This window comes from Acidovorax sp. NCPPB 3576 (genome assembly GCF_028473605.1).
Taxonomy (GTDB): Bacteria; Pseudomonadota; Gammaproteobacteria; order Burkholderiales; family Burkholderiaceae_C; genus Paracidovorax.
In genome coordinates this window covers 3,978,602-4,000,187 of sequence record NZ_CP097267.1, presented here as the reverse complement: position 1 = coordinate 4,000,187, position 21,586 = coordinate 3,978,602, and the positions used below count along the sequence as shown (strand labels likewise).

At 68.4% G+C, this 21,586-nt stretch carries 13 protein-coding genes; 6 read left to right on the top strand and 7 right to left on the bottom strand.

Annotated features, from left to right (window positions below; translation table 11 throughout):
* Positions 1–91 precede the first annotated feature (91 nt).
* On the bottom strand, positions 92–937 hold the full coding sequence (locus M5C98_RS18250) for a symmetrical bis(5'-nucleosyl)-tetraphosphatase (protein ID WP_272548869.1): 846 nt from the start codon (positions 935–937) through the stop codon (positions 92–94).
* 244 nt (positions 938–1,181) lie between these two features.
* On the opposite strand from M5C98_RS18250, the gene M5C98_RS18245 reads away from it, so the two are divergent.
* The 6 genes from M5C98_RS18245 (at position 1,182) to M5C98_RS18220 (ending at position 14,403) form a co-directional block, all read left to right on the top strand.
* Positions 1,182–1,472, top strand: coding sequence for an H-NS histone family protein (locus tag M5C98_RS18245; protein WP_272548868.1), 291 nt, complete (start codon positions 1,182–1,184; stop codon positions 1,470–1,472).
* Between the two features lie 535 nt (positions 1,473–2,007).
* Positions 2,008–4,923 carry an aconitate hydratase gene (locus M5C98_RS18240; RefSeq protein ID WP_272548867.1) on the top strand — a complete coding sequence of 972 codons (2,916 nt, stop codon included), beginning with the start codon at positions 2,008–2,010 and terminating at the stop codon, positions 4,921–4,923.
* 74 nt (positions 4,924–4,997) lie between these two features.
* On the top strand, positions 4,998–8,336 hold the full coding sequence (locus tag M5C98_RS18235) for an EAL domain-containing protein (protein ID WP_272548866.1): 3,339 nt from the start codon (positions 4,998–5,000) through the stop codon (positions 8,334–8,336).
* Between the two features lie 101 nt (positions 8,337–8,437).
* Positions 8,438–11,020 (top strand): putative bifunctional diguanylate cyclase/phosphodiesterase, encoded by a 2,583-nt coding sequence (locus M5C98_RS18230; protein WP_442867294.1) that lies wholly within the window; start codon positions 8,438–8,440, stop codon positions 11,018–11,020.
* A gap of 73 nt (positions 11,021–11,093) precedes the next feature.
* A complete protein-coding gene (locus M5C98_RS18225) occupies positions 11,094–12,305 on the top strand; it encodes an FAD-dependent monooxygenase (protein ID WP_272548864.1) in 1,212 nt (403 codons plus the stop codon).
* A gap of 286 nt (positions 12,306–12,591) precedes the next feature.
* Positions 12,592–14,403 (top strand): leucine-rich repeat domain-containing protein, encoded by a 1,812-nt coding sequence (locus tag M5C98_RS18220; protein ID WP_272548863.1) that lies wholly within the window; start codon positions 12,592–12,594, stop codon positions 14,401–14,403.
* 125 nt (positions 14,404–14,528) lie between these two features.
* On the opposite strand, the gene M5C98_RS18215 is transcribed toward M5C98_RS18220, so the two are convergent.
* From M5C98_RS18215 to M5C98_RS18190, 6 genes are all read right to left on the bottom strand, one after another.
* The gene (locus tag M5C98_RS18215) at positions 14,529–15,833 is read right to left on the bottom strand and encodes an MFS transporter (RefSeq protein ID WP_272548862.1); all 1,305 of its coding nucleotides are present in this window, start codon (positions 15,831–15,833) and stop codon (positions 14,529–14,531) included.
* A gap of 43 nt (positions 15,834–15,876) precedes the next feature.
* A complete protein-coding gene (locus M5C98_RS18210) occupies positions 15,877–16,482 on the bottom strand; it encodes a hypothetical protein (protein WP_272548861.1) in 606 nt (201 codons plus the stop codon).
* 93 nt (positions 16,483–16,575) lie between these two features.
* A complete protein-coding gene (locus tag M5C98_RS18205; RefSeq protein ID WP_272548860.1) occupies positions 16,576–17,991 on the bottom strand; it encodes an amidase in 1,416 nt (471 codons plus the stop codon).
* Positions 17,992–18,008: 17 nt separating this feature from the next.
* On the bottom strand, positions 18,009–19,499 hold the full coding sequence (locus tag M5C98_RS18200) for an ABC transporter substrate-binding protein (RefSeq protein ID WP_272548859.1): 1,491 nt from the start codon (positions 19,497–19,499) through the stop codon (positions 18,009–18,011).
* Between the two features lie 124 nt (positions 19,500–19,623).
* Positions 19,624–20,571 carry an ATP-binding cassette domain-containing protein gene (locus M5C98_RS18195; RefSeq protein ID WP_272548858.1) on the bottom strand — a complete coding sequence of 316 codons (948 nt, stop codon included), beginning with the start codon at positions 20,569–20,571 and terminating at the stop codon, positions 19,624–19,626.
* Positions 20,568–21,584, bottom strand: coding sequence for an ABC transporter ATP-binding protein (locus M5C98_RS18190; protein WP_272553331.1), 1,017 nt, complete (start codon positions 21,582–21,584; stop codon positions 20,568–20,570). The genes M5C98_RS18195 and M5C98_RS18190 overlap by 4 nt, the downstream gene beginning before the upstream one ends.
* Between the last annotated feature and the right edge of the window lie 2 nt (positions 21,585–21,586).

Genomic DNA, 21,586 nt, shown 5'->3' with positions numbered 1-21,586 from the left:
GGCATTGTTTCGGCAGGCCGTTCGCTGTAAACCGTGGGTGGCAACGCTTCGACGGGGCACTTCGTGTCGCGTCCCAAGCCCCTTGCGCTTTTCATGCCCCGGGCTTTTGCGCTTCGTCGCACTCGACATGGCAGTGTTCACGGTCTGCCAGCGTGCTGCCGAACCGGACGGCGCTGAGGCAGCCGCCCCAGACGCAACCCGTGTCCAGTGACAGCAGGTTGGAACGGTTCATCCAGCCCAGGGTGGACCAGTGGCCGAATGCCACCAGCCTGTCCTGCGTCTGTCGATTGGGCGCCTCGAACCACGGGACCAGGCCCGCTGGAGCTGCGCCGGCATTCTCGCTGCTCTCGAAATCCATGGCGCCCTCGGGCGTGCAAAAGCGCAATCGGGTCAGCGCATTGACGATCACGCGCAAGCGGGTATTTCCGGTCAGCACGGGACTCCAGCGGTCAGGCGTGTTGCCGTACATGGCATGAAGAAATGCGGGCATGTCTGCCCCGCGCAGCACGGCATGCACCTCATCGGCATGCGCCAGCACCTCCTGGGCCGACCACGACGGCAATACCCCCGCGTGCACCATCAGCAGGGGCTCTGCGGCATGCACGTGCTGGCGGGCCAGCGGCTGGTGCCTTAGCCAGTCCAGCAAGGCGTCCCGGTCGGGTGCCTGCAGCACGGATTCCAGCGTGTCGCGGCGAGAGGGCTTGCGGGCACCATGGGCCGCCGCCAGCAGATGCAGATCGTGGTTGCCCAGCAGGCTGCGCAGGCTGTCTCCTTCCCGCATGCAGCGGCGCAGCACGGCGGCGGAGTCGGGCCCCCGGTTCACCAAGTCGCCCAAAAGATAAACCGTGTCGCGGCTGGGGGAGAAGCCGATGTGATCCAGCAGGCGCTGCAATGCCGTGTCGCAGCCTTGAATATCCCCGATGCAGTAGAGCGCCATTGCCGTTCCGAAGTTGGTAAACCTGCATTGTCGCGGCTGGCCTGGCCGCGCCGGTAATGGCAGGGGTTGCGCGACCCCGCCCAGGCAAATCGAGAAGCGCGCTTCGATATGGCTGAGCTGGCAGAGTTCCCCGAAATGGAGGAAATCGGCAGTTCATTAAAGTGGTGAATCACCTGTGCTTTCTCTGCACGATATTGAAAGATACCTATAATGCGGCCTTCGTTATTAATCTCCGCACACCATCATGAGCACTAGCTACAAAGACCTGCTGAAACAGCGTGAAGAACTTGAGCAGCAAATCGGCGAAGCGCGTCGCCGCGAACTGTCCGATGCCATCAATCAGGTTCGCAATCTGGTGGCGGAGTATGGTTTGACCGCTCAGGACGTATTTCCCACCGGCCGCGCCCGCAGTGCCAGTGCCGGGGTCAAAGTGGCTCCCAAATACCGTGACCCTGCAACCGGACAGACCTGGACGGGCCGCGGTAAGGCACCCAAGTGGATTCAGAACCAGGACCGCGAGCAATTCGCCATTTGAGTTGAAGCCCGGTCCAGGCCGCGCGCAGGTATTTTCGGCGTGGCGGATCGGCGCAGCAGGGCAAAAAGCCCATGGAAAGAGCCCGCTTCGGCGGGTTTTTTCTATGGGCTTTTGAATACCTCACCGAGTCGGTCGGGTCCGAGGGAATGCCGCTTTCCTGCGCCTGCTTTCTTGCCTCCGAGGCAATGGCTTGGACGGCTTTGGCCAATACTCACCGTACGAATCCCAATGGTTGAGAGTTCGATAGCCAAGTAAAGGCCAGCCATACCTCGCATTAATTTCAATGGCAATGGCCAAATAAAATACAAAATTCCACAGAGTGGTATTTTTTGGATGCCGTACAGTAACCAATATGAGGTGTTCACTACCCAGGTCTGCATTCCCATCGCGTAGGACAGCAGGCTTCCTGACCGCTCTTTGCTTCTGAAATTTCGGCGTTTGTCCTTGAATCGTTCCACGGACGATTACCCCACGATTGCATCGATATGTGGGACTGCCAGAATAGGTGCTCTCGTCCCCACAGGAGTAGCACTACATGGCCTCGATGTCACCCCCGGTTTCCCGCCACGCTTTCGCATCCACCCTGAAGAATTTCACGACCCGATCCGGTAAAAGCGGCAAGTTCTATTCGCTCCCGGCACTGGCCAAGCAATACCCGTCGATCCAGCGCCTACCGGTTTCGATTCGGATCGTTCTGGAATCGGTACTGCGCAACTGCGATGGCCGCAAAGTCACAGAGGAACATGTAGAGCAGTTGTCGCGCTGGCAGCCGGTGGCCGATCGCAAGGACGAGATTCCGTTCGTCGTGTCGCGTGTGGTGCTGCAGGATTTCACGGGCGTGCCCTTGCTGGCCGATCTGGCCGCCATGCGCAGCGTGGCCCAGCGCCTGGGCAAGAAGCCCAAGAAGATCGAGCCGCTGGTGCCCGTGGACCTGGTGGTGGACCACTCCATCATGGTGGACCACTACGGCACGAAAAAGGCGCTGGACCTGAACATGAAGCTGGAATTCCAGCGCAACCGCGAGCGTTACGAATTCATGAAGTGGGGCATGCAGGCATTCGACACCTTCGGCGTGGTGCCGCCCGGGTTCGGCATCGTCCACCAGGTCAATCTGGAATACCTGGCGCGTGGGGTGCACAAGAGGGCGGATGGCGTGTACTACCCCGACACGCTGGTGGGGACGGACAGCCACACGACCATGATCAACGGCATCGGCGTGGTGGGCTGGGGCGTGGGCGGCATCGAGGCCGAAGCGGCGATGCTGGGCCAGCCGGTGTATTTCCTGACCCCGGACGTGGTGGGCTTCGAGCTGACCGGCCAGTTGCGTGAAGGTGTGACCGCCACCGATCTGGTGCTGACGGTGACCGAGATCCTGCGCCAGCACAAGGTGGTGGGCAAGTTCGTGGAGTTCTTCGGCGAGGGCACGCGCACGCTGTCGTTGCCCGACCGCGCCACCATCGGCAACATGGCGCCCGAGTACGGCGCGACGATGGGTTTTTTCCCGGTCGATGAAAAGACGATCGATTACTTCAAGGGCACCGGCCGCACGGACAGCGAGATCGAATCGTTCGAGGCGTATTTCCGTGCCCAAGGCCTGTTCGGAGTGCCCCGCGCGGGCGAGATCGATTACTCCCAGATCGTGCGCCTGCACCTGGGCGATGTGACCCCCAGCCTGGCGGGGCCGAAGCGGCCCCAGGACCGGATCGAGCTGGGCAACGTGAGCAGCGACTTCGTATCGCTCTTCAGCAAGCCTGCGGCACAGAACGGTTTCAACCGCCCTGCAGAGCTGTTGCATACGCGGCACCACATCCACCGGGGCGACGAGGGCGTGAGCGAGGCCGTGCCTGCGGAGAAGCCCGCGCCGGCCGGCGGCCCCCGTTTCCTGGTCGAGATGGAGCACAACAAGCCGCCGCTGGCGGTCACGCACGCCGATGCCGCCGTGCGTCTGCCGGCCAAGGGGGCGGACCCGACCATCGGCAATGGCGATGTGCTGATTGCCGCCATCACCAGTTGCACCAACACCTCCAACCCGAGCGTTCTGTTGGCGGCCGGCCTGCTGGCCAAGAAGGCGGTGGAAGCCGGCTTGAAGGTGCAGCCGCACATCAAGACCTCGCTCGCGCCGGGCTCGCGGATCGTCACCGAGTACCTCACCGAAACCGGGCTGATGCCGTACCTGGAAAAGCTCGGGTTCGCGCTGGCGGGGTACGGTTGCACGACCTGCATCGGCAATGCGGGCGACCTGGCGCCCGAGTTGAACGAGGCGATCACCAGCAACGACCTGGTGTGCGCCGCCGTGCTGTCGGGCAACCGCAATTTCGAAGCGCGCATCCATCCCAACATCAAGGCCAACTTCCTGGCCAGCCCACCGCTGGTGGTGGCGTATGCCATCGCCGGCACCGTGCTGCGCGACCTCATGACCGAGCCCGTGGGCAAAGGCAAGGGCGGGCGCGACGTGTACCTGGGCGACATCTGGCCCACCAGCGACGAAATCCACGCGCTGATGCGCTTCGCCATGAACGGCAAGGCCTTCCGCGACAACTACGGCAAGGTCAAGACCGATCCGGGCGCGCTGTGGAACAACATCAAGGGCGTGAAGGGCGACACCTATGACTGGCCCGCCAGCACCTACATTGCCGAGCCGCCGTTCTTCGCGAAGTTCACGTTGGAGGCCCAGGAGCGGGCGGTGGGCGCCGATGGGTCGAAGGCGTCGGAGTCGGTCGTGGGCGCGCGCATCATGGCGCTGTTCGGCGACTCGATCACCACCGACCACATCTCGCCCGCCGGCTCCATCAAGGAAACCTCGCCCGCGGGGCAATGGCTGCTGCACAACGGCGTGATGAAGCAGGACTTCAACAGCTATGGCGCGCGCCGTGGCAACCATGACGTGATGATGCGTGGCACCTTCGCCAACGTGCGCATCAAGAACCTGATGATTCCACCCACCGCGGACGGCTCGCGCGAGGAGGGGGGCGTCACGCTGTTCCAGAACGAGGGAGAGCTTCAGGGCACGAAGATGTTCATCTTCGACGCGGCCATGAAATATATCGCCGAGAAGACCCCCACCGTGATCTTTGCGGGCGAGGAATACGGCACCGGCTCCAGCCGCGACTGGGCGGCCAAGGGCACGCAATTGCTGGGCATCAAGGCCGTGGTGGCCAAGAGCTTCGAACGCATCCACCGTTCCAACCTGGTGGGCATGGGGGTGCTGCCATTGCAGTTCAAGGCGGGCGATTCCTGGGAGTCGCTGGGCCTGACCGGCAACGAGACGATCGATGTGGTGCCGGATTCGGAGCTCACGCCGCAAAGCGATGCGGTGCTGACGATCCGCCGGGCCGACGGATCGCGCCAGCAAGTCACCGTCACGCTGCGCATCGACACGCCGATCGAGGTGGATTACTACCGCGCCGGGGGCATCCTTCCGTATGTGCTGCGGCAATTGTTGACTGCCTGAACGACAGGAGCCACACCATGGGGCGGCAGGCCCGATACACTTGTGACGATATGTTCAGGTAACTTGCCGCCACCATGACGCCCCCTCCCCGCCGCTCGGTCACCGCAGCCATTGCGCGGACGCTTCTGTCGGAGGCGCCGGCGGTCACGTTGATGCTGGTGGTGGCGGTGTTGGCATTGCTGCTGGTGCCGGTGGTGCAACTGCTGGGTTCGGGCTTGCAGGGCCTGCACGGCCTCGAGCCTTTTCTCGACATGGTGGTGGTACTCATCGGCCTGCTGGCCGTGGTGGTGTCGCTGCACATGCTCGACGATACGCAGCAGGGCCGCGCCAACGTGCTGGTGGCCGGGCTAGCCACCGCGGCAGTCTGCAATTTCCTTCACGCCGTCCTGCTGCACCAGATGGAAAGCATGGCGTCCGTCACGCGGGCGAACGTCTCTTCCTATTTCGGCTTGCTGGCCCATGGGGTCGAGGCCCTGACCCTGCTGCTGTTCGCCTTGCGGGTGTCGTTCCACGGGCCTGGCCGGGCCTGGGCCGTGGCCTCGGCCGGCGTGTCGCTGGTGCTCGTATGGTCCGCCTCCAGCGGATTGCCCGCGCAGTTCGGCCTGGCGCATGGCGAGCGCTTTGCCATGGGGGCGGACGCGTTGCTCGGCGGTGCCATGGCGATTGCCGCGTGGTTGATGCTCCGGGCGGACGACAGCGCCGGCAAGGAGCGTGGCCGGGGACGCCGACGCATCATGGCCTGCGCAGCGGCGGCCCTGGCGCTGGCGGAATTCGCCATGCTGCTGTACTCGCTGCACCCGGTTTTCGTCGACACGTTCGCGCACGCCCTGCGGGTGCTGGGGTATGCGCTGATGTTCCAGGCGGTGTTCATCGCCGGCATCCGCATGCCGTTCGCCCGGGCGCGGGAGGCCGAGGCCCGGCTGCTGGAAAGCGAACGCCGCCTGCAGCTGCTGGGCCGCAACCTGCCCGACAGCGTGCTGTACCAGCGCGTGCGCGAAGCGGACGGCCGGTGGCATTTCGTGCACATGGGCGATGCGATCGAGCGCTTGAACGGCATTTCGGCCCAGGCGGTGGTGAACGATGCCACCCTGTTCTTCGAGCAGATGGACCCCGAGGATCGCCTGGCCTGCGCCGCCTCGGACGAGGCGTCCTACCGCACCATGGGCGTCGGCGACTCGGTGGCGCGCATGCGCGTGGCCAACGGCCAGTTGCGCTGGATGCGGATGAGCTCCACCCCCCGGCCGCTGGACAAGGGCCGCGTGATCTGGGATGGGGTGCTGACCGATGTCACCGAACAGCGGGAGGCCCAGGACCTGAGCCGCGCGCACGAGGTGCAGCTGGCGAGCCTGCTCAGCCACCTGCCGGGCGGCGTCTCGCGGCTGGACCGCGATCTGCGCATCGTGTACGTGAATCCCTCGCAGGCGCACTGGCTGCGCCGTCCGGTCGAGGAACTCGAAGGCCAGTTCCTCGTGGACGTGCTGCCCGCCGACCTGATGGCCCCGATCCAGCCGCATTTCGACCGGGCGCTGCAGGGCGAGACGGTGGTGTTCGAGCACCGCATTCCCAAAACCCACGGCGCCCAGTTCTGGCACACCACGCTGGTGCCGGAAGTCGCCGCCGATGGCCGCACGGTGGCCGTGGTGGTGTTCGCATTCGACCTGACCGAGCAAAAGCGCATGGCGCTGGAACTCACGCAGCAGCGCACCCGCCTGGCCAGCCTGGTGAGCGCGATCCCCGACGTGGTTTTCCTCAAGGATGCGAATGGCTGCTACCTGTCGTGCAACCCCGTTTTCGAGCGTTTCATCGGGCGGCGCGAGCGCGACATCATCGGTCTGTCGGACGACGATCTCATGCCCGCCGTCGAGGCCCAGCGGGTGCGCCAGCTCGACCAGCGCGCCATGGCCGCCTGGCAGCCGCTGGTGTATGAGGAAACCCTCACGTTCCGGGAAGACGGCTACGAGGGCTATTTCGAAACCATCAAGACCCCCATCCGCGACCTGCACGGCCACGTCACCGGGCTGCTGGGCGTGTGCCGCGACATCACCGACCGCAAGAAGGCCGAGCAGCAGATCGAGCTGCTGGCCTTCTTCGATGCGCTCACCGGCCTGCCCAACCGCCGTTTGCTGCTGGACCGCCTGCAGCGCGCCAGCGCCGTCTGTCAGCGCAACGGCCAGCTGGGCGCGCTGCTGTTCATCGACCTGGACAACTTCAAGGACCTGAACGACACGCTCGGCCACGACATGGGCGACCAGTTGCTGGCGCAGGTGGCCACGCGCCTGGTGTCGTGCGTGCGGGCCACCGACACGGTGGCGCGCTTCGGCGGGGACGAATTCGTGGTGATGCTGGAAAACCTCGACGCCGGCCTGACCGAGGCGGCCACCCAGGCCGAGCATGTGGCCGACAAATTGCTGCTGCAGCTCAACCAGCCTTTCATGCTCGGCACGCAGCAGCACTACAGCACGCCCAGCATCGGCATCACGCTCTTCGGCGACCAGCCGCGCAGCGTGGACGAGCTGCTCAAGCGCGCCGACCTGGCCATGTACCAGGCCAAGGCGGAAGGCCGCAACACGCAGCGCTTCTTCGACCCCGAGATGCAGGCCCAGGTGCATGCCCGTTCGCACCTGGAAGCCGACCTGCGCCAGGGCCTGGCCCGCCACGAACTCACCGTGCACTACCAGCCCATCGTGGACCACCGCGCGCAACTGTGCGGCGCCGAGGCCCTGGTGCGTTGGCGCCACCCTGAGCGCGGCATGATCAGCCCGGGCGATTTCATTCCGCTGGCCGAGCAGACCGGGCTGATCCTGCCGCTGGGGCGCTTCGTGCTCGAATCGGCATGCGAGCAACTGGTGCGCTGGGCCGAACACCCCGACACCGCGCGGCTGACCATCGCCGTCAACGTGAGTGCCCGGCAGTTCCGGCAGCCGGCCTTCGCGGCCGAGGTGCTGGAAACTCTGCATCGCACGGGCGCCAACCCCCAGCGGCTCAAGCTGGAGCTGACCGAAAGCCTGCTGCTGGGCGACATCGAGGACGCGATCCAGCGCATGGCCCAGCTGAAAAAGCAGGGCGTGGGCTTTTCGCTCGACGACTTCGGCACGGGCTACTCGTCGCTCAGCTACTTGAAGCGCCTGCCGCTGGACCAGGTCAAGATCGACCAGGGCTTCGTGCGCGACGTGCTCACCGACCCCAACGACGCCGCCATCGTGCGCACCATCCTCGCGCTGGCCAAGAGCCTGGACCTGCAGGTGGTCGCCGAAGGGGTGGAAACCACGGGGCAGTTGTCCTTCCTCAAGCTGCATGGCTGCGAGGGCTTTCAGGGCTACCTGTTCGGCCGTCCGAGCCCGATGGCCCAGTTCGAACGCGACCAACAGCTACCGGGCACCTTGCCTGCCGCAGCAGAAGCCGGAATGGTATGAGCGCCTTGCCCGCCGCTCCCCCCGCAGTCCACACTGCGGGCACACCGGAAGCGGAGGGCACCAGGGCGGCGCATCCGGCCGATGCGCCGATGCTGGCGGCCATGCCTCTCACGCTGCCGCTGCAAGCCAACGCTGCGCGGCCCCGCATCGGGTGGGTCGGCACCGGCGCAGCGCCGGCCTGGGAGGCCATGCAATGGCTGGCCGGCCACCGTGCCGATTGGGAGGTGCTGCCCGCCGAGTTCGATGACGGCAGCGGTGGCGTGGGGCGCATCGCGCAGGGCGCGGCCGCAATGCCCCCGCCGTTGGTCGCGCCTTTTGTCGCGCCGGGCACTTGCCAGGCGTTGGTGCTGTGCCTGGACAGCCGTGCGACGGCGCTGCCGGACTGGCTGGCCCAGGTGCGGTGCCAGCCCGTGATGCTGTGCCTGGACCCGGCGCATGAGGCACTGGCTGCGCGTGCGCTGCGGCTGGGGCCGGGCGACTACGTTCTGCGCACCGAAGGCACGGCCCATCTGCCGGAGCTGGCCCGTCGGCTGGGGGCGCTGCTGGGGCACGCCGCCACCAGCCCGGCGCCCGCCGCCGCGCCCGCGCTGCCTTGGCCGGACGAGCAGCAATCGCATCGCGCCTTGCTGCAGACCACGCTGGCCAGCATGAGCCAGGGCCTCTACACCGTGGGCGCGGACGGCCGCATCACCGTCTTCAACGACCGGGTGCTGGAGCTGCTGGAGTTGCCGCGCGCCTTGTTCGAAGCCCGGCCCACGCTGATGGAGCTCAAGCAGCTGCAGAACGAGCGGGGCGATTTCGGCGAAAGCGCCGAACTGGTCGATCGGCAGGCGCGGGCCTATGTGCAAAGCGGCGGGGGTCTTCCTTCGCCCTCGGTCTATTGGCGCCGCACGCGCAGCGGCCGCACGCTGGAGGTGCACACCACGTTGCTGCCCGACGGCGGCATGGTGCGCACCTTCACCGACGTGACCGACCATGTGCGCACCCAGGCCGAGCTGCGGGTGAGCGAAGCCCGTTTCCGCAGCCTGAGCGACCTTTCCTCCGACTGGTATTGGGAGCAGGACACCTCCTACCGTTTCATCCATTTCGTCGGTGGCCGCAATCCGGTGGGCATGGAGCCCGGCGAAGTCGTGGGGCGCACCCGCTGGGATCTCGGCGCCCTCAACATGACCGAGGAAGACTGGGTGGCCCACCGCCGGCTGCTCGATGCGCGCGAGCCCTTCCGGGAGCTCGAGCTGCACCGGCTGGCATCGGACGGCACGGCCTACTGGGTGTCGATCAGCGGCGTGCCGGTGTTCGACGAAGCGGGCGTGTTCCAGGGCTACCGGGGTGTCGGCCGCAGCATCACCGACCGCAAGCAGGTCGAGGCCGAGATCGAGCGGCTGGCGTTCTTCGACGTGCTCACCGGCCTGCCCAACCGGCGCCTGCTGATCGACCGGCTGTACCGCGCCACGCTGTCCGTCGGCCGCACGGGGCGGCACGGCGTGCTGCTGTTCATCGACCTCGATAACTTCAAAGACCTGAACGACACCCTGGGCCACGACATGGGCGACCGCCTGCTCGTGCAGGTCGCCCAGCGCCTGCAGGGCTGCGTGCGCCAGAGCGACACCGTGTCGCGCTTCGGCGGCGACGAGTTCGTGGTGCTGGCCGAAGGGCTGCCTGCCGAAGCCTGGTCCGCCAGCGCCGATGCCTCGCAACTGGCGCGCAAGATCGGCGCGGCGCTGGGATTGCCGTACCTGCTCGATGGCATCAGCCACCACAGCACGCCCAGCATCGGGCTCACGCTCTTCGGCGAATCGGCCGGCACGGTGGACGACCTGCTCAAGCACGCCGACATGGCCATGTACCAGGCCAAGGCCGCCGGCCGCAACGCCGTGCGCTTTTTCGATCCCGGCATGCAGACCGCCGTCAGCGCGCGGGCCGCGCTGGAGGCCGAATTGCGCCGTGGGCTGCAGGCGGGCGAACTGATGCTGCACTACCAGCCCATCGTGGACCGGCGCGGGCAGATGCTGGGCGCCGAGGCGCTGGTGCGCTGGCAGCACCCGCACCGCGGCATCGTGTCGCCGGGCGAGTTCATCCCGGTGGCCGAGCAAAGCGGCCTCATCGTGCCGCTGGGGCAGTGGGTGCTGGAGCGCGGCTGCCGGCAGCTCGTGGCCTGGGCCCGCAGCGCGGCCACGGCGCACCTGGTGCTGTCGGTGAACGTGAGCGTGCGCCAGTTCCGCCAGCCCGATTTCGTCGATCAGGTGCTGCAGGCCCTGCGCGACAGCGGGGCGCAGCCGCGCCTGTTCAAGATCGAGCTGACGGAGAGCCTGCTGCTCACCGACGTGGAGGACGTGATCGCCCGCATGGAAAAGCTGCGCGCGCATGGCGTGGGCTTTTCGCTGGACGACTTCGGCACGGGCTACTCGTCGCTCAGCTACTTGAAGCGCCTGCCCATCGACCAGCTCAAGATCGACCAGGGCTTCGTGCGCGATGTGCTGAGCGACCCCAACGATGCCGCCATCGTGCGCACCATCCTCGCTCTGGCGCAAAGCCTGGACCTGGACGTGGTGGCGGAGGGCGTTGAAACCACGGGCCAGCTGCAGTTCCTGCAGCGCCATGGCTGCCATGCGTTCCAGGGCTACCTGTTCGGGCGGCCGGCGCCGGCCACGGTGCTGGAGCGGGCGGTGCGGCCCGCGCTTTGAGCGACCGGGGATGGGACAGCGTTCCTTGATCTGATCCATCCGGCGCGCGCAGCCGGCGGGCACAATCGCCCGCATGCAGAAACAACAGGTGTTGGTCGCCGGTGGCGGCATCGGCGGGCTCGCGGCGGCGCTGGGCGCTTCGCGGGCGGGGTGGGACGTGCGCCTGTACGAGCGGGCCGAGGCGTTCAGCGAAGTGGGCGCGGGCGTGCAGCTCGGCCCCAACGTCGTGCGCCGGCTGCAGGCCTGGGGCCTGCAACACCGGCTGCAATCGGTGGCCGCGTTCCCCGATCGTCTGCAGGTGCGCAGCGCGTTGAGCGGCGCCGAGCTGGCCGTGCTGCCGCTCGGCCCGACAGCGGTGGCGCGCTACGGCGCGGCCTACGCCACCATCCACCGCGCCGACCTGCACGGGCTGCTGCTCGCCGCCGTCACCAAGTACACCGACACGCAAATCTCGCTGGCCCACGCGATCGACCATTTCTCCGATGCCGAAGGCGTCGTCACCGTGCGCACCAGCCGTGGCAAGGAGGTGGAGGGCGATGCGCTCGTGGGTGCCGATGGCCTGTGGAGCCGCACGCGCACCGGGCTGCTGGGCGACGTGCGCCCGCGCGTGACAGGGCACCTGGCCTACCGCGCGCTGGTGCCGCAGCACGCGTTGCCCGACGTGCTGCGCACCCGCCAGGTCACCGCCTGGCTGGGCCCGCGCCTGCATGCCGTGCAGTACCCGGTGCGCCGGGGCGAGCTGCAGAACCTGGTGGTGATCGTGCAAGGACCGGCACCGGACGACCTGGAAAGCTGGGACCATGCGGTGAACGCCGCCGGGCTGGAATCGGCATTGCGCGGCGCCTGCCCCGCGCTGCAGCAGGCGGTGCGCGGGGTGGCCGATGCCGGTGGCGGCTGGCGCCTGTGGCCGCTGTGCGACCGCCCGCCCGTGCGCAGCGCCGACGCCATGGCGTGCGGCCGGGTGGCCCTGCTGGGCGATGCCGCGCACCCCATGCGGCCTTACCTCGCGCAGGGCGCCGGCATGGCCATCGAGGACGCCGCCGAACTGCAGCGCGCCCTGTCCATGCACGACCTCGACGTGCCCCTGCGCCTGCGCCGCTACGCCTTGAACCGCTGGCAGCGCAACGCCCGGGTGCAGGCCCGCTCCACGCGCAACGGGCGGATCTTCCACGCCACCGGCCCGGTGCGCTGGGTGCGCGATGCCTCGCTGCGGCTGCTGGGCGAGCGGCTGCTCGACGTCCCCTGGCTTTACCGGGGCGATGGCTCCAGCGCCAGCTCGTTGTAGTTTGCTATTGAATTAATAGCGGTATGCCCTAGTGCCGATTGCGCTGGAGGCCGATTGGGCTTGAAGTCCCCCCTGACGCGGTGCGCGGATGCGGGCTTCCCTCCGGTGTGCCGATCCTGGCGACAGGGCGTCGGCGCGCCATCAACGCCCCGTGTTGGCATCACGGCGGGAAGTCGGTTCGCGCGGCGCTGCGACCTTTTCGGGTTTTGCGCAGCGATTGCGCTGGACGGAAAGTAGCCTGAGGTGCGCTGGAACTCCAAAGCCGCCAAGCCTTCGGCGCACCTCCATGTTCAACACCATCCATCGCCTTTTCCATTCCCGTCCCCGAACCGGTCCAACGGAACGTGCACCTGCCGAGAACACGCCGCCACGCGGTTCCCCCCATGCAGCCGAAGGCTCTGGCAGCCCGCTGACCGCGCGGCGTCGTGAAAATGCCCCGGCGGAAAACACCATGGCGCCCCGAAGCTCTGTGGTTGGGCGTGCTTCCAGTTCACCGCCGCGTTCGCCGCTGCATCCGGCCGCAGCGGCGGGTACCTCGTCGGCTGCCCTGGCCAGCAGCGTGGTGCGCGATATCGACGACTGGCTCGAGCGCAGCCTGCCGTTGGCAGAGCAATCGAACAGGTACGTTGACTTCTACGACGACATTGAAGACAGAGACACGTCGCAGGATGTCTTGCGACGGGTGGCCGACGCGATGCGCCGCGTGGCCACGGGAGACAGCTCCAGGCTCGTGGTGGAATGGGGCCTTCCTGCCAAGACGTTGCCCGATGCGATCGGCCGGTTGCAAGGCCTGCAAGAGCTGTTGTTGACCAACACCGGGCTGACCTCGCTGCCTGAAAGCCTGGGTGAGCTTCGCCAGTTGCGCCATCTGAAGCTGGCCACCAACCAAGAGATGGAGAGGCTTCCGGCGTCGCTGACGGCCCTCCCCAACTTGCACACCCTGCAATTGACCGGGAATTCCTTGAAAGAACTTCCCTTGGACTTGGGGCGCATGCAAAGCCTGCGCACGCTCGAGTTGGGGTGCGGGGAATATTCGAGCCTGCCAGACAGCATCACCGAGTTGCGCCACTTGACGCACTTGAGCGTGTCGCACTCGTCGTACATCCGGGAACTGCCGGAAAACATCGGCGACATGCAGGGGCTCCAGACATTGGTATTGAAAGGGAACACCAAGCTGGAGCGCTTGCCCGACAGCGTGGGAGACCTTGCCAACCTGCAGTCCCTGGACTTGGAGGACACAAAACTGCAGACCCTGCCCCAGTCCCTGGCCCGGCTGCCCGCCAGCTGCGTCATCAAGGTGCCCAATCATTTGCGCGGCCAATTGCAGCAAATCCGCCACCCCCAGGCCGCACGGCAAGCGGCGCAGGCGTCCGCCGCGAGGACGCGGCCACCGATGACGCCCGCGACCGGGCAGGCTGGGCCATCACGGAACCACGGGGCTGAACTCCGGCGTGAGCTCAAGCGCATCGACCCCGACCTGACCGCGCGCTTTGACAAGTGGAGGGCAGGGCTGTCATACGACGCGGTGATGTTCGGCCGATCGCTGACACGGGAGGACAGCGGCCTTCTGGATCAGATCGTGGCCGAGGCCATCGCGTCTGCCGGGTTTCGAAGCAGCTTCGACCAGTTTTTGAGCGAACACACCCTCAAGGCCGTGGATGTCGATGGCGTGACGCAGGTGCATGACGGCCCGGCCGTGTTGGGCGACGTCAAAACCGGGTTCTCCAAAATGCTGGAGCACAAGATCATGCACACGCAAGACCCGCTCGCGGCGCTTGACATGCTGCAGGGCGCTCTTCGCAATCCCGGTCTGAACATGTCGCGCGAAGAGCTTCTCCACGAAAGAGACCTGCTCGATCCTCGTCTAACGCACATGTGGGCGCCGCTGCGGGCCTACATTTCCATGCACGACGTGAAGGTAAAAGCCAAGCAGGAAGCCGCGACCAAACTGGCCATGGCGCAGTTCGATAAGGCGGAGAAGGGCATCATCCGCGAAGCGAAAGCCATGCGGGAGTCTAAAAAGGCGGAGGCCAAAGTGAATGACTCCATCGACCGGCGGGCCCGGGCGCTGGTGGACGGCGAATGGCGCATCCGGTAGGTTTTGCCGTGCCGTGCCGTGCCGTGCCGTGGCCGGGGCCGGGGCCGGGGCCGGGGCCGGGGCGACGGCTCCAGGGTCAACTCTTTGTCGGTTGCTATTGAATAAATAGCAATCCTCCCTAGTGTTTATTGCTCTGAAGGCCGATTCGGCTCGTATGTCCCATCGCCGCCGCTCCGCGGCACGGGCTCAGGCACGGGCTCAGGCGCGGGGAGCTGCAGGAAGGCCAGCACGCCGGCCATCAACAGCGCTGCGATGGTGAGCATCACCACCATGTAGGGATCGGTCCCTTGCGCCAGGGCCAGCGCGGCCGCCACGCCGGTCAGCCACTGCATCAGCGCCACGCCGAGGAACATCGCCATGGTGAACACGGCCATGGCGCGGCCGGTCATCGCGGCGGGGTAGGCCGAGCGCACGTCGGCGTACTGCAGCACCATGTAGCCCGACAGCAGCCCTACGCCGATGGCGCCGCCCACGTCCAACCACGCCTGGTGCAGCAACCCGATGGCCACGAACAGCCCCGCCAGCGCGATGGTGAAGCCGGCAATCCAGCGCCGGCGCCGCGCGGGGCCTGGGTCCAGCCGCCCGAACAGCGCGGGGCTGAAGAGCGACACCAGCGACACCACCACGGCCACGTTGCCGCTTTGCACCAGCGAAAAGCCGTGCCGCTCGATCAGCAGCGGCCCCAGCCACAGTCCGCGCAATGCCAGGAACGACGCATAGGTGTTGAGCGCCAGCAGCACGATGCCCGCCGTGTGCGGCAGCAGGAACAGCGCCGCGAAGCCGCGCACGGCGGCGCCCACCGATTCGCGCGGGGCACCGTCCGCGTGCGGCCGCGCGGGCTCGTGCACCTTCCAGAAGATCAGCAGCCACGCCAGCGCGGCCAGGCCCGCCAGCACGCCGAACCCCCAGCGCCACGACGCGTGCTGCACCAGCCAAGCCAGCGGCGTGCCCGTGAACAGCATGCCCAGGCCGCCGACGCCCATGGCGACGCCCGAGACCACCGCGAACCGCTGGGCCGGAAAATGCCGCGCGATGAACACGGTGCACACCAGGAAGGCCGGCGCGCAACCCACGCCGATCAGCGCCTGCCCGAGCAGCACCAGTCCGTAGCCCGGCGCCAGCGCCGACAGCAGCGCGCCCGCGATGGCCAGCGGAAACGCCGCCAGCAGCGTGCGCCGCACGCCGTACAGGTCGATCCCGATGCCCATGAAGAGCTGCATGGTGCCGAAGGCGAACGCGAAGGCCCCGGCGAAGGCGCCCAGCGCCGCGGCCGACAGCCCGAACTCCGCCCGCAGCCCCGTGGCGATGATCGCCGTGATGGTGCGAAACGCCTGGCTCAGCGCGAAGCCCGACACCAGCGCCAGCAGCATGCCCCAGGCCGCGCGCGGCGCCAGGGCGGCAGGGGGCGGTGCGGCGGGCGCGGTCGGCATGGGCGATGGCGGGGTGGGGGCTGGGTGGGGACGATGAGGGCGGTCAGCCGTTGACCAGCGCCAGGTACGCCTTGCGCGTCTCCGGCGACACCGAGGCCACGAGCTGGTCGTACGGCGTCTGGTGGCGCGCCACCATGCGGGCCGAGGCGACGGTCTTCGATTTGCAGAACCAGTGGCAGGTGTGCTGCATCAGGAACAGCTCGGCCGACAGCGTGAAGGCCTTGTCGCGCTCATCGCGGCCGGCTTCGTTGCGCACCGCGCGGTCGATGCCCTGGGCATGCACCAGCAGGGCCTTGCGCATGTCGAAGGCGGCCGATGGAAACAGCTGGTGGGCGAACGGCAGGCCGATCGCGATGCGGCTCACGCGGGTCAGCGACGGGTCCAGGCGCGAGAACTCGGCCGTGAAGCGGTTGAACTGCTCGGTCAGCTGCGATTCGGTGGTGGTCAGCAGGCTCCAGATCTGGTCGCGCCGCTGCGGCTCGCTCTCGCCCAGGGCGCGCAGGTAGCCCTCGGTGAGGTTTTCCATGAGCTTTTCGATCTGGTAGTTGGCCAAGTGGCGTGCCAGCAGGCCGATGCGCCGGCGTTGCTGCCGGGCATTGAGGGCGTAGGTGCCGGTGGCGATGAGGATCGCCAGAAGAAAGGTGTCCATTGCAGATAAGGCCGTGGTGTCGGTGGAACGAGGGAGAGGAAAACGGGCAGGGGTTGGAACGGGGGGCGGTCACGGGCGCACGGAGCGCGCCCTTCACGCGCCGGGTGGCTGCGGCCAGGGCCGCTGCGGCGCGCGGATCTGCTCGAAGGCATGGGCGACCTGCAGCACGCCCAGGTCGTCGAAGCGCGGCCCGGCGATCTGCAGGCCGATCGGCAGGCCCGCGGCCGTGTACCCGCAGTTCACCGAGGCGGCGGGCTGCTCGGACATGTTGAACGGCACGGTGAAGCCGATGTGCTCCAGCGGGCGCAGCGGGTCGTCGGTGGGCGAGGGCAGCTCGGCCGCGAAGGCGGGCAGGGGCGCGACGGGCGAGAGCACGTAGTCGAACGCGCTGCACGCCTGCACCGTGGCCACGCGCGTGGCGTGGAACTGCTGGCTGGCGTGGAACACCGCCGTGCCCGACAGGCCGGCCGCGCTGTCGGCCCAGGCGCGAATGTAGGGCAGCACGCGGGCGCGCCGGTCTTCGGGCAGGGTCTGCAGGTCGGTGTACGAGCGCATGCGCCAGAAATGGTCCATGCCATCGAGCATGCCCGGCGTCATGAAGGGCGCCATGGGCTCCACGCGGGCACCGGCCGCCTCGAACCAGCGCGCGGCCTGCTCGATGGCGGCGCGCACCTCGGGGTCCACCGGCAGGCCGCAGCCGGCATCCAGCAGCAGCCCCAGGCGCAGCCCGCGCAGCCGCTCGGGCCCGCGCGCGGCATCGCTCCAGGCGATGGGCTGGAACGGCAGGCCCATGCTGTCGCGCCCATCGGGCTGGCTCAGCACCTGCATCATCAGCGCGGCGTCGGCGACGGTGCGCGTCATCGGGCCGGCGGCGCGGCCGGTGTAAGGCGGATCGATGGGAATGCGGCCCAGGCTGGGCTTCAAACTGAAGATGCCGCACCAGCTGGCCGGCAGGCGCAGCGAGCCGCCGATGTCGGTGCCGATGTGCAGCGGCCCGTAGCCCGCCGCTGCGGCCGCGCCCCCGCCCGCGCTGGAGCCGCCCGGGCCCTTGGACCGGTCCCACGGGTTGCGCGCCAGCGCATGGAAGCTCGACAGCCCGGACGACAGCATGCCGTAGTCGGGCATGGTGGTCTTGGCCACGATCACCGCGCCGGCTTCGCGCATCCGCGCGGCGGGCGGGGCATCGGACGGGGCGGGCACCAGCACCGTGGCGGCCGTGCCCAGCGGCGTGGGGTCGCCCGCGGTGGCGATGTTTTCCTTGATGGTGGCGGGCACGCCGTCCAGCAGGCCCTGCGGGGCGCCGCGCAGCCAGCGGGCCTCGCTCGCGCGGGCCTGCGCCAGGGCCGCTTCGGGGCGCAGCAGGTAGGTGGCGCACAGGTGGGGCTCCCACCGGGCGATGTGGTCCAGCACCGACTGCGTGACCTCCACCGGGGACAGGCGGCGGCTGCGGTAGGCGTCGATCAGGGCGTGGGCGGGCAGGTCGTGCAACTCGGTCGCGGCATGGTGCATGGCGGGCTCGTTCACGCTCAGGCCCAGGACATCGCCGACAGGTCGTTCACGAAGATCGGCATGTCCTTCCACAGCCCGCGCAGGTTCTTGTTGGCCACCGTGACCCATTGCGGCTGGTACAGGAAGGCATGCACGGCATCCTCGGCCAGCAGGCGCTGCGCATCACCCAGCAGGCGCGCCCGGTCGGCGGGGCGGGCGGCGTTCTTGATCTGCTCGTACAGCGCGTTGAATTGGGGCGAGTTGTAGCCCCAGTAGTAGTCGGCCTTGGCGAAGTTGCCCAGGTCGAACGGCTCCACGTGCGAGATGAGGGTGAGGTCGTAGTTCTTGTTGCCGTAGGTGCCGCTCAGCCACTGCGCCCACTCCACGTTCTGCAGCTTGGCGACGATGCCCACCTTGGCCAGCTGCGCCGCGATGACCTCGCCGCCCTGGCGCGCGTAGGGCGTGGGCGGCAGCGTCATGGTCAGCTCCAGCGGCGTCTTCACGCCGGCCTCGGCCAGCAGCTTCTTCGCCTTTTCCGGGTCGAAGGGGTTGATGCCGGTGGTGTCCAGGTAGCCGAAGGCGCCCGGCACGTAGTGGCTACCGATGGGCACGCCCAGGCCATCGCCGGCGCCCTGGATCACCGCCTTGCGGTCGATGGCAGCCGCGATGGCGCGGCGCACCCGCACGTCGTCCAGCGGCTTTTTCTGCTGGTTGATGGCCAGGATGGTCTTGGCGCGCGAGCCGCTCACGATTACCTGAAAGCGCGGGTTGGCCTTGAACTGCGCCACGCTGCGCGGCGTGACGCGCGGGAACGCGTCCACGTCGCCCGCCATCAGGGCCGCCACCTGCGCGGCCGGGTCCGAGATGAAGCGGAAGGTCGCGCGGCGGATGTGCATCGCGTTCGCCGTCCGGTAGCCGTCCCAGCGCGCCAGCGTGACCGAGGCGCCCTTGCTCCACGATTCGAGCCGGTACGGCCCCGTGCCGACGGGCTTGGTGGCGTTGGTGTCGGCGCTGCCCGGCTCCACGATGACGGCGGTGGCCTGGCCCAGCAGGAAGAGCAGGTCGGGATCGATGTCCTTGTTGATCACCACCACCGTGAGGTCGTCCACCACCTGCGTGGTGAGGTTGACGAAGGTGCGCTTGTCCTTGTTGGTGCTCTTGTCGCCCGCCGCGCGCTCGAACGAGAACTTGACGGCCGCCGCGTTGAACGGCGCGCCGTTGTGGAACTTGACGTTCCCGCGCAGCTTGAAGGTGTAGGTCTTGAGGTCGGGCGAGACCTCCCAGCTTTCGGCCAGCAGCGGCGAGACGCTGCCGTCCGCGTTGATCTTGGTGAGCGGCTCGAACACGTTGTACAGCGTGATCTCGCCGATGGACGAGGCCGCGCCGGCCGTCGGGTCCAGCCCCGGGGGCTCCAGCGTCATGGCGAGGGTGACGGCGTCCTTCTTGCCCTGGGCCAGCGCCTGCAGAGGCGCGGCGAGCGGCACGGTGGCCAGGGCGCCGGTGGCGAGGACGGTGCGGCGGTTCAGCATGGGCGGATTCTCCGGATAGGAACAGACCAGGGGCAGGACGGAAGGCGAGGGGCGGGCGGCGGCATCGGATCGGCGGGGTGGATCGGCCAGCGGCGCGCGCCCTCGGCGGCCAACAGGCTTTTTACTACACCCCGGGCCCGGCCGGGGGGCGCCGCGCCGCCAGCGCACGCGCCCGCCCTGGCTCGATCGATGGCACGGCGGCCACCAGCGCGCGGGTGTAGGGGTGCTCGGCCTGGGTGAACAGCGCCTGGGGCGTGCCGCGCTCCACGATGCGGCCCTGGTAGAGCACCACCACCTCGTCGCACAGGTGGTGGACCACGGCCAGGTCGTGGCTGATGAGCAGGTAGGTGATGCCGAAGCGCTCCTGCAGGTCCTGCAGCAGGTTCAGCACCTGCGCCTGCACCGAGACGTCGAGCGCGCTCACCGGCTCGTCGGCCACCACCAGCCGCGGCCGCGTGACGATCGCGCGCGCGATGGCGATGCGCTGGCGCTGGCCGCCCGAGAACTCGTGCGGGTACTTGTCCAGGTCGCTCGTGCGCAGGCCCACCTGGGCCAGCGCCTCGCCCGCCCGCTCGCGCTGCTCGGCGCGCGGCACCTTCGCCGTGCCAGACGGGCCCGGCGTGGCGGGCAGCGCCTGCAGCGGCTCGGCCACGATGCGCGCCACCGTCTGGCGCGGATCGAGCGAGCCGTAGGGGTCCTGGAACACCATCTGGAAGTCGCGCCGCGCTGCCCGCAGCTCGGCCGCGGGCAGCGCGTGCAGGTCGCGGCCGAGCAGGTGCACGCTGCCGGCGGTGGGGGCATCGAGCGCCATCACCAGCCGCGCCAGCGTCGATTTGCCCGAGCCGGATTCGCCCACCACGCCCAGGCTGCGGCCGGGGGCGATGGACAGGCTCACCCCGTCCAGCGCCCGCACCGTGGGCGGCGGCGACCACAGGCGCTCGCGCGGCAGGGCGTATTCGCGCACCAGGCCGGTGGCCTGCAGCAACGGGGGCTCTTTGGAGTCGAATCGGTCCTGCGCCCTAGTACTGATTGCCTTGGTTGCTATGTTTTTGATAGTGAATTCCAGCGTCATGCCCGGCCCTCCTGCGCCGCCGCCGCCACCGCATCCAGGCGAATGCAGTGGGCCGAATGGTCGTCGCCCAGCGGCACGGCGGGCGGCAGGGCCGGGTAGCACGCCGTCACCGTGAAGCCGCAGCGGCCGGCGAAGGGGCAGCCCGGCGGCAGGTCCACCAGTTCCGGCACGGTGCCGGCGATGGTGGGCAGGCGCACGCGCGCGCCTTGGGCGTCCCTTCCCGACGCGGCCCCATCGAGCCGCGGGCGGGCCGCGAACAGCCCCCGCGTGTAGGGGTGGGCCATGGCCGAGAACACCGCCGCCGTGGGGCCGCGCTCGACCACCGTGCCGCCGTACATCACCAGCATGCGGTCCACGTTCTGCGCGATCACGCCCAGGTCGTGCGAGATCAGGATCAGCGCCATGCCGCGCTCGGCCACCAGTTCGCCGATCAGCCCCAGGATCTGCTGCTGCACCGTCACGTCCAGCGCGGTGGTGGGCTCGTCGGCGATCAGCAGGTCCGGCCCGCAGGCCAGCGCCATCGCGATGGTGATGCGCTGGCGCTGCCCGCCCGAGAACTGGTGCGGGAACGCATCGAAGCGCTGCGCTGCTTGCGGAATGCCCACGCGGTCCAGCAGCGCCACGGCCTGCGCGCGCGCGGCGGCAGCCGGCAGGCCCAGGTGCCGCCGAAGCGGCTCGGCCACCTGCCGGCCGATGGTGTGCACCGGGTTGAGCGCCGTCATGGGCTCCTGGAAGACCATGCCGATCCGGCGCCCGCGGATGCGGCACAGCGCCGCCTCGCCCTGGCCCAGCAGCTCGGTGCCGTCGAATCGGATGCTGCCGCGCGTGGTGGCGCGGTCGGGCAGCAGGCCCATCAGCGCCATGGCGGTGAGCGACTTGCCGCAGCCCGACTCGCCGATCAGGCCCAGCGTTTCGCCGCGTTCGAGCGTGAAGCCCACGCCCCGCACGGCGTCGGCCGGGCCGCGGTGCGTGTACAGCCGCACGTGCAGGTCGGAGACTTCGAGCAGCGGCATGG